Origin of the sequence: Actinophytocola algeriensis (assembly GCF_014203735.1) — a bacterium.
Classification (GTDB): domain Bacteria; phylum Actinomycetota; class Actinomycetes; order Mycobacteriales; family Pseudonocardiaceae; genus Actinophytocola; species Actinophytocola algeriensis.
Window position 1 is genome coordinate 124,279 of record NZ_JACHJQ010000003.1, and the last position, 15,738, is coordinate 140,016.

A 15,738-nucleotide genomic window follows, 5' to 3' on the forward strand; every position below is an offset into this window, starting at 1 on the left:
CCCCCACGGCGAGCTGCGCTGAAGACCGCTCACAATGGAGTCATGGCAGCAGTCCCGTCGACAGTGCAGGCAGCGCTGCGGATCGGCCCGTACCAGGTCGACCCGCCGGTGGTGCTCGCCCCGATGGCGGGGATCACGAACGTGGCGTTCAGGAGGCTCTGCCGCGAGTACGGCGCCGGGCTGTACGTGTGCGAGATGATCACGGCGCGGGCACTCGTCATCCGGGACCCGAAGACGTGGCACATGATGACGTTCGACCCGAGCGAGTCGCCCAGGTCGGTGCAGCTCTACGGCGTCGACCCGGCCACCATGCGCGAGGCCGTGAAGATCATCGTCGGCGAGGGCCTCGCCGACCACATCGACACGAACTGGGGCTGCCCGGTCGTCAAGGTGACCCGCAAGGGCGGCGGCGCCGCGCTCCCGTACAAGCGGAAGCTGTTCGCGAACATCATCCGCGCGACGGTCGACGCGGCCGGCGACATCCCGGTGACCGCGAAGTTCCGCATCGGCATCGACGCGGAGCACCACACGTACCTCGACGCGGGCCGCATCGCGGAGGCGGAGGGCGCGGTCGCGGTGGCACTGCACGCCAGGACGGCTGCGCAGCGCTACTCGGGCCAGGCCGACTGGACCCACATCGCCCGGTTGAAGGAAGCGGTCACGTCGATCCCCGTGCTGGGCAACGGCGACATCTTCACGGCGGCGGACGCGCTGGCCATGGTCGAGAAGACGGGCTGCGACGGCGTGGTCGTCGGCCGCGGCTGCCTTGGCCGCCCGTGGCTGTTCGGCGAGCTGCAGGCGGCGTTCGCCGGTCAGCCGGTGCCGGCCGGTCCGCCGCTTGGCGAGGTCGCCAAGGTGCTGCGCCGCCACGCTGAACTCCTCGTCGAGCACGACGGCGAGGACAAGGGCATGCGTGACCTGCGCAAACACATGGCGTGGTATTTCATGGGCTTCCCGGTCGGCACGGAGCTGCGCCGCAAGTTCGCCATGGTCACCGCCCTGTCGGAACTGGACGACTACCTGGGCGAACTGGACCCCGATGCCCCGTTCCCGACCACCGGCGAGGGCCCGAGAGGCCGACAGGGTTCGCCGGGCAAGGTGACGCTGCCGTACGGCTGGCTGGACGACCCCGACGACCCGACCGTGCCCGCGGGCGCGGACATGATGCACTCGGGCGGCTGACTACTCCTTGCAGGTGGCGTCCCGCAGGGACACCACGTTGCTCTCGTAGGTGTCGTCCCCATCGGTCGCCTGCACCTGGAAGCAGTACTTGAGGTCGAGGTCCACCGGCAGCGTCATCGTGAGGTTCCGCTCGGGGAACTCGAACTGCGTCTTTTTCCCTTCCGGTGCCACGACGACCACGAAGTCGAGCTCCTCGTCGGCGGTCCAGCTGAGCCGCACCGCGTCGGTCAGGTCGACGGGCTCGGCCAGCACGATCTCGACGTCGCCCTTCCCCGACCCGGCCGCGGGCGGCACGTGCGGCACGCTGGACGGCTCGTCGGACTCCCCGCGGAAGAGCAACAAGGGCACGAGCGCGAGCAACGCGAGGAGAATCGCACCCCCGGCGAGCAGGTCGTAGCGGATGAGCTTCTTCGGCGCGGCCCCGGGCGGCGCAAGCGGCCCGGCGAGCACCTTCGCCTGCGCCCGCCCGCGGAGCGGGGCGGGGAAGTCGTCGTCGAAGTCGATGTCGGGCCGGGCGACCGCGGCCCCCCGCCGCTGAGCCTGGAACTCGACGGTCGCCGGGGTGGGCAAAGCTTCGGTGGGCATCGCATCGGCCTCGGACGACGCCGGGCCCAACGACGCCAGCGGCAGCAGGCCCGGCGCGCTCCCGGCCGCTGGCTCGGGCACTGGTTGGGGCGCTGGCTCGGGCGCGGCCTCGGCCGGGACCCCGGCGTCGTCCGAAGAGGACGGCGTGACCGATGCGGAACGGAGGCGTTCCCGTCGGAGAGCGCGGCGCTGGGCCGCGTCGTCGGGCGCCCCGGCGCTGGGGGCAGGGGCCGCACCGGCGTCGGCGTTCTCGGCCGGGGGCGCCTCAGGGCGCGGGACAACCGGCGGTGGTGCGGGAATCGAGGGCGGGGCACCAGCCGAAGGCGAGGCAGCCAGGGACGAGGCGGGGATCGAGGGCGAGGCGGCAGCCGGAAGAGAGGCAGCCGGATGCGGGGTAGGAGAGGAGGCTGGGCCACCAGCCGGAAGCGAGACACCCGCCGAGGGCGAGGCAGCCAAGGGTGAAGCGGGAGCCAAGGGTGAAGCGGGAGCCGAGGGCGCGGTGGCGACCGGGCGCGAGTTGGCCGGAGGCGGGGCGGGAGCTGCCGGCGAGGTGGCGACCGGGCGCGAGTTGGCCGGGCGCCGGGCAGGAGCCGCGGGCGAGGTCGTGACCGGGGGCATGGGTGGCACAACCGGCCGCGGGGGCGCTGCGGGAACCGGGGCCGGGCCCGGCGAAGCCGCGGGTGGTCCCGAAAACCCGGGCGGGGCAACAGGAGGCCGAGGGGCCTCGCGATGGCCGGGCATCGCGAAGTCGTCGAAGTCGTTGCCCTCGTCCAGTACGCCGGGGGCGTATGGGGGTGCATGGTGGGCGAGCGGGAAAGGCCGGGACGGTGGCATCGGCTGCGGCGCGCTGAAGTCGTCGAAGTCGTCCGTTGGTGGGGGTTGTGGGGTGTCCGGCAGCATGGCGCTGAGCTGGTCGGCCACGGCACTCGCGTCGCCAAGGCGGCGGGTTGGGTCGGCGGAGAGCAGGCGCGCGACCAGTGTGGCCAGTGGGACCGGCACCTCGGCGGCGTTGAGTGCCGGGACCGGCTCGCCGAGAATGCGGAGCACGCGTTCGCCCGGTTGTTCGCCCAGGCGGCCTGGGTGGGGCGAGCGGCCGCTCAGCGCGTAGTGCAGGACGGCGCCCAGCCCGTAGAGGTCCGTGCTCTCGTTCAGCACCCCGGTGCGCAGCGTCTCCGGGGGCAGGAACTCGATGGCGTACAACGGATCGCGGGCGAAGGCCTGCCGCAACGTGACACCGAAGTCCGCCAGCACCGGCTCGCCCGTCGTGCGGAACAGGATGTTGTGCGGCGACATCCCGCCGTGCACCACACCGGCGGCGTGGGCCGTGGCCAGCGCCAGCGCCACCGAACGGCCCAGCACCACCGCGTCGGCGGGGCGGAGCGAACCGACGCGGTCGACCAGCGCGGAGAGCGACTGGGTGCACCGTTCCATGCGGACGGCGAACTCGCCCGTGTCCAGGTCGTCGACGCCGTCCACCAACAGGATCGAGCTGATCCGCCTGGTGGCGGACAACTTGGCCTGCTCCTTGTTGAACGCGGCCAGGGTGCGTTTGTCGAGGCGTTTCGGGAAGACCTTCAGCGCCACCGGAAGCCCGGCGTGTAGTCCTGAGTAGACAGTCGCGACCGGTCCGTCGCCGATGCGCTGCAGGCGGGCGCTGCCGACGGTCGCCATCAGCGGCTCGCCAGGTCGAGGTAGGCACAGCTGTTCACCAGCAGCGGCCGCAGATCGGCGAGCAGGCCCGCCAGCACCTCCTCGCTGCCGGACGGTTCGTTCAGGTCGGCCGCCACCTTCGCACGGACCTCGCACGTGTGCCACATGCTGGGCGCGACATGCCCCCACTGCCACAACTCGTAGCTACCCACGGGCACCACGGCCACCGGCTCGTCCAGCAGGGGGAACCCCAGGGCGTAGTCGTCCGGGTCGTCCTCGGTGTTGCCGAGACCGACGAGCAGCGGCGCGAGCCGGTACTTCTCGACGAACGCCACCGCCTCCGGGCCGCCCTCGGCGGGCACCAGAGCGAGGAGGCCCTTCGCGGTCAGTTCCTCGACGTGCCGCCCGGCGTCGGCGAGCTCGGTCTCCTCGGCGAGGCGGAGCAGGTCGTCGGTGGTCCACACCGCACCGTCCTCGGGCGCGCCGTGCGCGAGCACCCACACGCCGAACTCGTCGGCGGTGAGCGGCCGGTGCTCCACGCCGACGCGCACCACCTGCACGCCCTCCGGGTGCCGCTCGCCGACGTAATGGCCGACCGGGAACACGAGTTCACTCATGACAGCCCCTCGATCCGCACGTCCAGGCAGGCCACGCGCGCCGCCAGCAACTGCGGCAGCACACCGATCGCCCCGGCCAGCATCCGCGCCGGGTCGGTCTGTTCGTCCTCAGTGGACCCGGCCTGCTTCGCCGCCTCGGCCGCCTCCGCACACGCGGACCACAGGTCCGGTGACAGGCAGCCCCACTGCCACAGGTCGTACATCGCGCCGGTCATCACCGCCAGCGGCTGGTAGAGCAGGCCGACCGAGAACATCCACGGGTACTCCGGGCTGTTGCCGAGACCCTGCGCGAGCGGCAGGAGCCGGTGCCCCTCGGCGAACGGCGCGGCCGGGTCGACCGCGGTCAGCAGGCGGTCGCGGACCAGGTCGGCCACGACCTCCTCGCCGTGCTCGGCACGCAACCCGTCCGCGGTGACCGACGGCACCGAGCCGTCCTCCGACGGCACCCCGTGCGCCGCGGTCCACGCCGCGAACCGCACCGGGTCGAGGTCGACGATGTCGGCGCCGATCCGGACCTGTTGCACGGGCGCGGTCACGCCGTCCCCGACGTGGAATACCCCCAGGTCGTGGCCGACCGGGAGCACCTGCGTGCCGCCGTCCACCCCCGCCACCTCCAGATGTGTCCGCTAGCTGCCGAAGCGGTTCCGGCTGTCTGCCTGCCAGGTCATGGTAGGTCTGCCCGCCATCCCGGCGGGCCGGCCCGGCATGTTGCTGCCGCCGCACGAAGCCCCCGTCAGGAAGACGACCATGAACACCACTGGCCTGGTCCGGGTGACCGTCGCGGCGCCCGCCAGACGAATCGACCTAGCCCTGCCGGAACGCTCACCACTGGCCGAACTGCTGCCGGGCCTGCTCCGGCACGCGGGCGAGGACCTCGCCGACTCGGGCGCCCGCTCGGGTGGCTGGGTGCTGCGCAGGCCGGACGGCACGGTCCTGGAACCGGCCCGCCCGCTCGCCGCCCAGCGCGTGCGCGACGGCGAGATCCTGCACCTCACCCACGCCCACACCGACTGGCCGGAACTCGAGTACGACGACCTGGTCGACGCGATCGCCACCGGCTCCGCGCGCACCGGCGCCACCTGGGGACCCCGCCACACCCGCGCCGCGGGCCTCACGGTCGGCGGGCTCGCCGTACTGCTGTGTCTCGTGGCCGCGCTGCGGACCGGTGCGCCGTGGAGCGGGCCGGGCTGGTGGTCGCTCGGGCTGTCCGCGTTGCTGCTGTCCGGCGGGTTGCTGCTCGCCAGGGCGGCGGGCGACACCGGGGCGGCCGCGGTGGCGGGCGGTGTCGCGCTGCCGTTCGCGTTCGCGGGCGGCGGCCTGGTGTTCGCGGGCGACCGCGCACTGACCGACCTCGGCGCCGCCCACCTGCTCAGCGCGTGCGCCGCGCTGCTGCTCGCCGCGATGGTCGCGCTGTTCTCGGTCGTGGACCGGGCGGCGCTGTTCGTCGGCGCGGCGACCGTCGGCGTGTTCGGGGTGGTCGGTGGCTGGCTCACCACGCTCGACTCCCTCGAGGGCTACGAGGCGGCCGCGCTGATCGCCGGGTTCGGGCTCGCGTTCTCGCCGGTGCTCACGCCGCTGTCGATCCGGCTGTCGCGGGTGCCGATGCCGGTCCTGCCCCGCGACGCCGCCGACCTGCTGCGCGACCGGCCGCAGCCGCCGCGTGCCGCGGTGTACGCGGCGGTGCTGCGCGCCGACGGCCTGCTCACCGGCATGATCAGCGGGCTCTCGATCGTCGTGGCGGCCTGCCAGGTGTGGCTGATCACCAGCGACAGCGAGGCCGCGCTCATCCTGGTGATCATCCTGACGGCCGGGTTCCTGCTGCGGGCCCGGCTGTACCCGATCCTGCGGCAGCGGGTGCCGCTGCTGGCCGCCGGGCTCGCGGGGGCGTTGTGTCTCGTGCTCGGGCCGCTGATGTCCGACCGGGAGGACCTGCTCGCGATCACCGGGCCGTGCCTGCTGCTCGCCGGGGTGGCGATCGCGCTGGCAGGCGTCGTGCACAGCACACGCGCCACGGCGAGCCCGTACCTCGGCCGGTACGCCGAGATCCTGGAGGTGCTGCTGGTGCTGGCGATCATCCCGGTCATGTGCTCGGTGCTCGGGCTCTACGGCTACGTGCGCGGGCTGGGAGGCTGACATGGCATCGAAGCGGGACCAGCTCCACGCCTACCAGTTCCTCGTCCAGCGGGTGGTCTCCGCGCTGGTGAGCAGGGAGAGCGATCCGGAGCAGCCGGCGTTCAGCAGGCCGGGCAACGCGGCGTTCGGCGGCATCGCACTCGCGATCGTCGCGCTGGCCGCGGTCGGCGTGTACGGGTTCCTCAACCCGGGCGGCAACGACGCGTGGCGGGACGGCCAGTCGATCATCGTCGAGGAGGAGACCGGGACCAGGTACATCTACCTCGACGAACGGCTGCACCCGGTCGCCAACTACGCCTCGGCGCTGCTGGCGATCGGCGAGCACGCGGCGACGCTCAGCGTGTCGCGCGACTCGCTGTCCGGCGTGCCGAGGGGGCCGAGGATCGGCATCCCCGACGCGCCGGACGCGCTCCCCGGCACCGGTCAGCTGCTCACCGACCCGTGGACGCTGTGCTCGCAGCCGACGCCCGACCCGTCCGGCACGGCCGTGCCGATCTCCGTGCTCATGGCGGGCCAGCGCACGGACGGCGGGCAGACGCTCGCCGACAAGGCGGTGCTCGCCGAGGTCGTGGAGACCAAGGAGCGGTACCTGGTGGTGCACGGCTACCGGCACCTGATCAGCGAACCCGACGCGGTGGTGATCGGGCTGGCGCTGCGTGCGACGCCGGCGATCCGGGTGGCCCCGGCGGTCGTCGAGGCGATCCCGCTCGGCAGGCCACTCGCCCCGATCCCGGTGGCGGACATGGGCAAACCGGCGAACGTGCTGCCGACCAAACCGGAGATCCGCGCCGGGCAGCTGTTCGAGGTGTCGACGTCGAACGGCGTCCAGCACTACCTCGCCGAGGTCGGCAGGCTGCGGCCGATCACCGAGCTGCAGTACGAGATCCAGCGCGGCTACCGGGGAACGGCGGCCGCGTACCCTGGTGCGGTGCCGGACGCGCTGCCGCTCGGCCCGATCGAGGCCAACAGCGCGACCCAGTCGCCGAAGGTCGCGGCGAAGGCGGGCGATCCGCCGACCGCACGGCCCGAGTTCGCGTCCGGGGACGACTCCGCGACCCTGTGCCTCACGTTCGAGTCCGGCAAGAACGTGCCGGAGCTGACACTGGAACCACGGATGCCCTTGGTCGACCCGATGTCGGCCACGCCGAGGCGGACGAACCGGGGCGCGGTGCTCGCGGACCGGGTGCTGGTTCCTGCCGGGCACGCGATGGTCGTCGAGGCCGTGCCGACGGAGGACACCCCGAGGGGCACGCTGCTGGTCGTCACCGACCTCGGCGTCGCCTACCCGCTGGCCTCGACCGACGTGCTCGACGTGCTGGGCTACGGCGGTGTCGAACCGGTCCGCATGCCCGCGGGTCTGGTGGCCCGGATCCCCATCGGCCCGGGGCTGAGCCACGAAGCCGCACTGAGCCGCTGACACACAAAAGGCCGGGCCCCGGGGTTTGCGCCCCGGGGCCCGGCCTTTGTGTTGCTCAGCGGTACATACGACGGGGTTCCTCCGCGGTGGTGCTTTCCGCCACCTGCCACAGGTCCTCGTCCACGATGTCCCGGACGACGGGCTCCTCGACCTCGGCGGCCGCCGCCGGGAAGCCGGCGGAGGCCGGGGCGTCGGACCGGCCCGCCAGCATGGCGGGCAGACCCGGGGTGCCCTCGTCGCGGCGCTTGCCGCGGTTCGTGGTCGGGATCCGGGCAGCGCCAGGGCCGGGAGGGCCCCCGTTCTGCCCGCCGGCACCCATGCCGTGCCCGCCCATCGGCGGCGGCATCATCGGCGGGGCACCGCCAGTGCCACCGCCACCGCCCGCCACGCCGGTGCCCATGGGCGGCACGACCGGAGCGGTGCGTGCCGGAGCCACGTTGTTCGGGCTGACGACGGGCCCGGCGGCGGCCGGGCGGGCGACACCGCCTGCTCCGCCACCGCCGACGCCGCCGACGCCACCGCCGACGCCGCCGCCGCCGAACCCACCACCGCCGCCGCCGAACCCACCCAGTCCGATCGGCGGGATCGCGGTGCCCAGGTTCGGCACGGAACCGCCACCGACCGGCGGCAGGTTCGGCATCAACGTGCTGCCGGGCGGCGGGATCGTCGGCGTGGTGAGGCCGCCACCGCTCAGCTCGGGCATGTCGCTGAGGGGCGGCATCGTGACGCCACCGCCGCCACCTTCCCCGCCGGGCGGGGCACCACCGGCGGCACCACCCGGAGGCGCGCCACCGGTCTCACCGCCGGGCGCGGCACCGCCAGGCGGGGCACCCCCGGTCTCACCACCGGGGGGCGCTCCACCGGTCTCACCACCAGGCGGAGCACCGGCGTCCTCCGCGCCCGGGACGGCCGGGGAGGGGCCACCGCCAGGGGGCGCGCTACGTGGCCCGGGGCCGGTCGGACCGCCCGGCGGGCCGCCCTGGCCGTTCGGGCCCACCCACGGGGTCTTCGCGTCGGCCTTCTCGACCGCGGCCGCCGCCACCTCGTACAGGCCGGCGAGAACGTTCATCGACTTACCGGCCTCGGTGCGGTAGTGGCGCTCGATCTGGTCGGGGGTGAACGCCTTGTAGGTGCCGTTGCCATCGGCCGACGGGAGCTCGACGTACGCCGGGTTGTTCGCCGCCCTCGGCCCCCGGCTCAGCCGCTCAAGCGCTTGAATGGCCTCGTCCTTCAGGCGTTTGCACTCCGCCACGTGGGTCAGCGTGGGCTCGATCGCACCGGCCACGTCCCGCATCGCGACCGGTGCCCCGCTGCCGTTGATGGCGGTGGCCCACGGGATCATCGTGCCGTGGCTCTTCCGGGAGTCCGCCACGAACTTGTCGCCGTCGGGGCCGCCGTAGGCCGCCTCCGCCCGGTTCGTCGCCAACTGGAAGTCGTCGGCGGTCGTGCGTATCTCGGTGCCTGCCTGCTCCCACATGTCGGCCTTGACCTTCAGCACCGCGACGTTGTTCTTCTCCGCCTCGATGATCTTGAGCTGGGTGTCCAGGTCAGGCGTCACCCGGTAGTCGTTCAGCATGCGGCTGTCTCCTCGCCCTACTCACCCAGGCCGACGGCGTCGATGCGCATCGGGCCGGGAGCGTTCACGGGCCACGGTCCGCCGCTGGTGTAGGCCAGGTCGAACTCCCGCACCCCGTACTCGACGTCGCTCAGGTAGTTGAAGTCGTCGGCCAGGCTCTGGTCGGTGCCCTCGTACAGGTTCGCCCGCTTGTGCGCGGAGTTCGTGTACGCCATGAGCCCGACGTTGCAGTTCGTGGTGAAGTCCTTGAGAGAAAGGCAGGAGGCGTAGTCCTTCTCGGAGAAGAGCGTGCCCTCGGCCATCTGGCTCTGCAGTGGACTCGTCGCCACCACCTTCGGGTCGACGCCACCGTCCGGCGCGGCCTCGTAGCCGCCCATCTCGGCGGGAACCATGAACAGGTCGACCATCAGCGCACCTCCTGCTCGGCGCCGGCACGTTGCCGCTCCGCCTGCCACTGGTCCTCGTCGATGAACTCGACGGTCGCCGGTGCGTCCGGCGCCACCGAGACCCGCCGCGTGGCGAGGGTGAACGGGTCGGCGACCGCGGTCTTGCCGGTCAGCACCGCGGGCAGGCCGGGTGTCGGGGTGTCCTCGTCGTCGTGCACGCGGACCGGCCGACGGCCAAGACCAGCACCGACACCCGCCGTCGAACCGCCGACGCCCATGCCTGCGCCGCCCATCATGGGCATCATCGGCGGCACGCCACCCATGCCTGCCGTGCCGGTCACCGTGGCCGGTGGCGGCACCAGTGGCTGCGGGGCCGTCGGCGCGGCCGCGGGCGACGGTGCGGTCAACGGGTTGACCGGGGCCGCGGCCACCGGGATGTGCGTCGGACGTGGCGCGGCGACGCTGGGCATCCGCACCCCGCCGCCGGAAACCCCGCCGCCCCGGCCGAAACCGCCGGCCATCGGCGCGAACGGCATCCCGGCCTGAGCGCCGGCGACCGGGGTGGGCGGAGCCACCGAGGGCGGTGGCGACACCGGCGGCGCGGACGGCGGCGCGAGACCGCCGCCACCACTCAGCTCCGGTGCGAGTGTGTCCACATCGGACTCTTCACCGGTATCCAGATCGGACCCACCGGCCGCGGACCCGTCCTGGCCCGGGAGATCGCCGACCCCGCCCGAGGAGACACTGACCGACCCCTCACCGACCGACGCCGACCGGGTGACCTCGCCGTCCTCGGTCGAGTAGGTCACGCTCGCGGTGCTGCCGCCCTGGAGCCCCTCCCACTGACCGCCGCTGCCCGCGGTCGCCACCTTGTCGCCCGCGGTGGCGTAGTCCTTGGCCAGCTTGTTCATCAGCGCGCCGGCCGCCTGCTGCAGCTGCAGGATGATCTGCTGGACCGCCGCGCCGACGAGCGGGTTGGACGCGAGCGCCTTGAGCGCGTCGGCGATCTGCTTGAACTTCAGCACCGTCTCGTGGGTCGGCGGGATCTGGGCCGCGACCGCCTGGAGGTCCGTGCTCGGGTTGCTGCCGTTGACGTTCTCGTCCCACGTGTCCAGCGTCCGCTGGCTGGCCTCCGCGGTGCCGAGCCAGCGTTCGCCGAGGTGGTCGGTCCAGTCCGGGGCCAGGGTCCGGTTCTGGGTGGCGAAGTTCTGCGACGCGGTACTGAGCGCGCTGCCCGCCGTCGTCCACATGGCGGCCTTCTGGGCCAGCAGGTTCACGCTCGGCAGCTCCGAGGCGATGTGGGCGAGCTGGGTGTCCAGGTCGATCTTGGTGTAGTCCAGCACGTCACACCTCGCTCTCGGCGGTCATGCGGTCGAACGGGTCGGCGTTGGCCTGGTCCGTCGCGTCGTACTCGGTACCCGTGCCGTTGACGCCGGTCCGGTGCGCGGTCACGCCGTGCTGCGCGGCGGTCATGTACCGGACCAGGTTCTGCTCACCGGCCTGGTCCCGGTCCGTGAAATCGGCTTCCCGCGCCATGAGTCCCGACACCGGGCCCGCTGCCCGGACCTGTTCGGGCCCCTCTGGGCGGTAGGCCAGCATCGAGCTGGGCCGCCCGTGAATACTGTCCATCCTCGTTCCTCCTGCTCGACTCCAGCCACTCCGGTCGCGCCCAGTGCAGCAGAACCCCCACCGGGCAAAGGACTTCACGACAGCTTCCGGCCACCGCCTACTCGCTCGGCGGGACCCAGGCCAGCTGCACCATCGAGGGGTTGCCGCGACGGGTGATCACCTTGCCGCGGCCCGGGGGCAGTGGCTCGGCCTTGTGCCCGTTCAGGAGCGGGCCCTCGTGCTTGGTGCCGGACATCAGCACGCCGGTGGCGCCGACGTCCCGCAGCCGGTTGATGAACGGCTCGTACAGACCACGGCCCGCACCACCGAACCGGCGCGTGACGATGACGTGCAGCCCGATGTCCCGGCCCTGGGCCAGGTACTCCATGATCGGCAACATCGGGTTCTCCTCCATCGTGAGAACCAGGTCGTAGTCGTCGACCAGCACGTAGATCTCCGGTCCCGTCCACCAGTTGCGCTTGCGCAGCTGCTCGGGGGTCACGTCCTTGCCGGGCAGGCGTTCCTTGATCGCGTTCGCGAGCATCCCCATGTACTGGCCGGTCGTCCTGGTGTCCGTGCCGTAGCCGAGCAGGTGGTCCTTCGGCACCTCGCCGAGCAGGGAGCGGCGGTGGTCGACCATGAGGATCCGCGCCTGTTCCGCGGTGTAGGTGTCGGTGATCCGCTTGGCCATGGCGCGGATGAACGTCGTCTTGCCGCAGTCGACGTCCCCGACCAGCACCACGTGCGCGTCGTTCGCGAAGTCGAACCGCACGGGCGCGAGGTCCTCCTCGGCGATGCCGACCGTGATGCGCAACGACTCCGGGTCGTCGCTGGGCAGCGCGAGGTAGGGCAACCTGGCGGGCAGCATCCGCACCGGCGGCGCGGGCTCGCCCGGCCACGCCTGCTTGACCTTCGCGACGAGGTCCGCGATGCCGGCCGAGAGGTCCTCGGCGGTCCCGCGCCCGTCGATCCGGGGCAGCGCGGTGAGGATCTGGTGCTTGGTCGGGCCGAGGCCCCGGCCCGGCGACCGCTCGGGCACCCGGAGGGCTTCCTTGCGGTCGATCATCGTGTCGATCGGGTCGCCGAGACGCAGCTCCACCTTGCTGCCGAACAGGTCGCGGACCTGCATCCGCAGGTCGAACGACCGCGCGACGGTACCGATCAGGTGCACGCCGTAGGCGAGGCCCCGGGTCGCGATGCTGCCGATGACCTCCTCCTGGTCAGTGAAGTCCTTGCGCAGCGTCAGCCAGCCGTCGATGACGAGGAACACGTCGCCGTGCGGGTCGTCGACCGTGCCGTTCGCCCGCAGCTCCCGGTAGGTGGGCATGCCGTCGACGTCCAGCTCGGCGAAGCGGCGCTCGCGCTCGGTGAGGATGGAGGCGACCTCGGCGATCGTGCGCCGCACCGCGCCGACGTTGTGCCTGCCCGCCACGCCGCCGACGTGCGGGAGGTCCCGGATCGAGGCCAGCGAACCGCCGCCGAAGTCCAGGCAGTAGAACTGCACCTCCCTCGGCGTGTGGGTCAGCGCCATGCCGGTGATCAGCGACCGCACGGCCGTGCTCTTGCCGGACTGCGGACCACCCATGACGACCGCGTGGCCCGCCGACGCGCTGAGGTCGAAGACGAGCGGGTCGCGCCGCTGGTCCAGCGGGCGGTCCACGATGCCGAACACGGCACCGAGCTTGCCGAGACCGGCGCCGTCCTTCGGCCGCAGGCCACGCTCGGGGTCGACGACCAGCTCGCCGAACAGCTGGTCCATCGTCGGCGGCACGTCCAGCGGCGGCAGCCACACCTGGTGCGCGGGCATGCCGCGGCCCGAGAACCGGGTCACCAGGATGTCCATCAGGCTCTCGCCGACCGCGTCGTCGTCGACCTCGTCGGGCACCGTCTCCGCGGGCTCCTCCTCCTCGACGTCCGGCGCGACGTAGGCGGTGGAGTACACGTTGAGCCCCACCGGTTCCTGCTCACCGGCGTTGACCGTCCGCGCCTGGTCGGCGCGGTGCACGCCGGACACGTACGCGGAGCGGAAGCGGGTCATCGGCTCGTCGCCGTAACGCAGGAAGCCGTGGCCCGGCGCCCTCGGCAGCGAGAACGCGTCCGAGACCCCCAGCACGGACCGGCTGTCCATGTCGGAGAACGTGCGCAGGCCGATCCGGTAGGACAGGTGGGCGTCCAGCCCGCGCAGCCTGCCCTCGTCGAGCCGCTGGCTGGCCAGCAGCAGGTGCACGCCGAGCGCGCGCCCGATCCGTCCGATCTGGACGAAGATGTCGATGAAGTCCGGCCGTGCGGACAGCAGTTCGGAGAACTCGTCGCACACCACGAAGAGCGTGGGCACCTCCGGGAGCGGCGCACCCGCGGCACGGGCCTTCTCGTAGTCGCGCAGCGAGGAGAAGTTGCCCGCCGCGCGCAGGAGTTCCTGGCGGCGCAACAGTTCGCCGTTGATGGCGTCGGCCATGCGGTCCACCAGCGGCAGCTCCTCGGCGAGGTTGGTGATCACCGCGCTGGTGTGCGGGAGCTTGTCGAGCGTGGCGAACGTGGCGCCGCCCTTGAAGTCGATCAACGCGAAGTTCAGGGAGTTCGGCGGGTGGGTGATCGCGAGCGCGAGCACCAGCGTGCGCAGCAGCTCGCTCTTGCCGGAGCCGGTCGCGCCGATCAGCAGACCGTGCGGGCCCATACCGTCCTGTGCGGACTCCTTCAGGTCGAGCTCGATCGGTGTGCCGTCGGGCCGGATGCCGAACTTGACCCGCAGCCGGTCGCGCCGGGGGCGCGGCACCCAGGTGTCGGCCGGGTCGAACGCGTACGGGTCGCCGAGCTCGAGCAGTTCCTCCAGCCCCAGCTCCGCGCTCAGCGGCTGCTCGCCCTTGGCGCCCTCGGTCATGCGCAGCGGCGCGAGCTGACGCGCGAGCGCCTCCGCGGCGGCGATCGGCAGCGCGTCGGCGCGGCCGAGCCGGACCTCCCCGTCGACGGTCACGCTGCCGAGCGCGCCGTCCTCGGCGACGGAGAGGACGACCGCGTACCGGTCCGGTCCCCTCGGCGGCACGTGGGTCAGGTCGATCAGCGTGGCGCCCTCGACCCCAGCACCCGCCGCCAGGTGGTCCGAGCCCGCGATCTCACCGCCGTCGAGCACGACCACCAGGTGCGGGCCGGACACCCGCGCGGCGCCCTCCGGGTCGAACCGCGGCCGGTTGGCCAGGACGTCGTCCAGCATCGCCTCGAGCATCCCGATCGTGGGCGCGACGAGGCGGAGCGGGCCGAGCGCGTCCGTGCGCTCCGGGTGCAGCGCGTGCGGCAGCCACTTGACCCACTCCCAGTCGCCGCGCCGCTCGTCGCTCGCACAGATCGCGATCCGCAGCTCGTCGGGTGCCTGGAGCGTGGCCAGCTGCGCGAGCATCGCACGGACGAGCCCGCGCGCCTGGTCGCCGCCGCGGACGTGGATCCGGCTGAACCCCGTGACGGCCATGGCGAGCGGCAGGTCCGGGACCATCGAGTAGGTGGTGAGGAACCGGCGCAGCGCGAGCGCCGAGAGCGGCTCGAGTTGTTCGAGCGGCTTGGTGTCCGGCGCGATCAGCGTGGTCGCCAGGCTCTGCGGGCCGAGCCCTACTCGGGTGACGCCGAAGTCGGCGTCCGTGCGGCGCCGCTCCCACAGCCGGTAGCTGCCCGCGACGGACCACAGCGTGCGCGGGTCGGGGTGCAGGTACCACATCGCGGTGCGCTGCCTGCGTACCGTGCGCCCGACCCGGACCCGGTGCTGTGCGAGCCCGCGCAGGTACAGCCTGCGGGCGGCGCCCATCTCCTTCTTGCTCGGCCCGCCGCCCTGCAGGAACGCCACACCCACCATGGCGAGCATGGCGAGGCCGAACAGCCCGAAGGTGATGTAGCGGATCGTCCCGTAGGCGTTGCCCTGCCCGAAGCTGCCGCTGAACAGCAGCACCATCGCACCCATCATCAGGACCATCGGCAGGACCATCAGCACCTGGGTCCACTGCCTGCCACGCGCCACCGGGATCTCCGGCGGCGCCTCCAACAGCAGCTCACCGGCCGGCATCTCCGGCGACGGCCGCCGCAGCGGTCGTCGCACCACTACCGTTCCCACGCTCACGCCCTCCTCGCATCTGCTGAGGACGATGGTCGGCGATCAGCGGGTGTGTGCGTGTCGCGCTGGCAGGAACGTGCCGCCACAAGGATCTGACCTGCTGAAAGCACCTAGCTTCGAGCGTGGCCGCAGCCGACGCGGTGCTGCGCGCCATGTGTGGACAAGGAGCAGCGTATGTACCAACACATGCACATGGACCCGCTCGCGGCACAGGCTGCCGTGGACCGGTCGAACTCGAACCTGGCCGAGCAGACCGGGAACCAGGCGACGAACCTCGCCAACCACGAGGGGACCCGCGCGGGTTTCTACGGCAACGCCGCACGGGCGTACGAAACGTCCTTCGTGGCCAACGACGAGGTCCAGACGGCCACCGGACGGACCCACGACCACATCAACACCGCGAACCAGTTCACGGTGAACGAGTACCAGGTCGCGGACGACGACAACATGGCCCTCTTCAACATGCAGGTCAACCCGACCGCCTGAGACGG

Annotated in this window: 12 protein-coding genes; 4 read left to right on the plus strand and 8 right to left on the minus strand. The window is 72.5% G+C overall.

From position 1 onward, the window contains the following. Positions 1-42 precede the first annotated feature (42 nt). Positions 43-1,182, plus strand: a complete 1,140-nt coding sequence (gene dusB / locus FHR82_RS12910) for a tRNA dihydrouridine synthase DusB (protein WP_184810627.1) — start codon at positions 43-45, stop codon at positions 1,180-1,182. Here dusB and FHR82_RS12915 read toward each other — a convergent pair whose 3' ends face one another. Genes FHR82_RS12915 through FHR82_RS12925 form a run of 3 tightly spaced genes read right to left on the minus strand, consistent with a single transcriptional unit; the run spans position 1,183 to position 4,645 of the window. Further along, complete coding sequence (locus FHR82_RS12915; protein WP_184810628.1) at positions 1,183-3,438, minus strand: serine/threonine protein kinase; 2,256 nt, start codon at positions 3,436-3,438, stop codon at positions 1,183-1,185. Continuing rightward, positions 3,438-4,034, minus strand: coding sequence for a hypothetical protein (locus FHR82_RS12920; protein WP_184810629.1), 597 nt, complete (start codon positions 4,032-4,034; stop codon positions 3,438-3,440). Before FHR82_RS12920 ends, FHR82_RS12915 begins: the two co-directional genes overlap by 1 nt. Further along, on the minus strand, positions 4,031-4,645 hold the full coding sequence (locus FHR82_RS12925; protein WP_221463771.1) for a hypothetical protein: 615 nt from the start codon (positions 4,643-4,645) through the stop codon (positions 4,031-4,033). Before FHR82_RS12925 ends, FHR82_RS12920 begins: the two co-directional genes overlap by 4 nt. Before the next feature lie 136 nt (positions 4,646-4,781). Between FHR82_RS12925 and eccD the strand changes: the two genes are divergently transcribed. Both eccD and eccB read left to right on the plus strand, forming a co-directional pair. Then, positions 4,782-6,167, plus strand: a complete 1,386-nt coding sequence (eccD, locus tag FHR82_RS12930; protein WP_184810631.1) for a type VII secretion integral membrane protein EccD — start codon at positions 4,782-4,784, stop codon at positions 6,165-6,167. A 1-nt stretch (position 6,168) separates the two neighbouring features. Then, on the plus strand, positions 6,169-7,584 hold the full coding sequence (gene eccB / locus FHR82_RS12935; RefSeq protein WP_184810632.1) for a type VII secretion protein EccB: 1,416 nt from the start codon (positions 6,169-6,171) through the stop codon (positions 7,582-7,584). Positions 7,585-7,639: 55 nt separating this feature from the next. On the opposite strand, the gene FHR82_RS12940 is transcribed toward eccB, so the two are convergent. The 5 genes from FHR82_RS12940 to eccCa all read right to left on the minus strand — a co-directional run bounded on the left by FHR82_RS12940 (position 7,640) and on the right by eccCa (position 15,247). After that, complete coding sequence (locus FHR82_RS12940; RefSeq protein ID WP_184810633.1) at positions 7,640-9,160, minus strand: hypothetical protein; 1,521 nt, start codon at positions 9,158-9,160, stop codon at positions 7,640-7,642. 17 nt (positions 9,161-9,177) lie between these two features. Continuing rightward, complete coding sequence (locus FHR82_RS12945; protein WP_184810634.1) at positions 9,178-9,567, minus strand: hypothetical protein; 390 nt, start codon at positions 9,565-9,567, stop codon at positions 9,178-9,180. Beyond that, positions 9,567-10,889 (minus strand): hypothetical protein, encoded by a 1,323-nt coding sequence (locus FHR82_RS12950; protein WP_184810635.1) that lies wholly within the window; start codon positions 10,887-10,889, stop codon positions 9,567-9,569. Before FHR82_RS12950 ends, FHR82_RS12945 begins: the two co-directional genes overlap by 1 nt. 1 nt (position 10,890) lies before the next feature. Beyond that, entirely contained in the window at positions 10,891-11,175 is a 285-nt protein-coding gene (locus tag FHR82_RS12955; protein ID WP_184810636.1) for a hypothetical protein, read from the minus strand. A 97-nt stretch (positions 11,176-11,272) separates the two neighbouring features. Continuing rightward, positions 11,273-15,247, minus strand: coding sequence for a type VII secretion protein EccCa (gene eccCa / locus FHR82_RS12960; protein ID WP_184810637.1), 3,975 nt, complete (start codon positions 15,245-15,247; stop codon positions 11,273-11,275). 174 nt (positions 15,248-15,421) lie between these two features. Here eccCa and FHR82_RS12965 point away from each other — a divergent pair, with 174 nt between their 5' ends. Next, on the plus strand, positions 15,422-15,733 hold the full coding sequence (locus tag FHR82_RS12965; protein WP_184810638.1) for a hypothetical protein: 312 nt from the start codon (positions 15,422-15,424) through the stop codon (positions 15,731-15,733). Positions 15,734-15,738 lie beyond the last annotated feature (5 nt).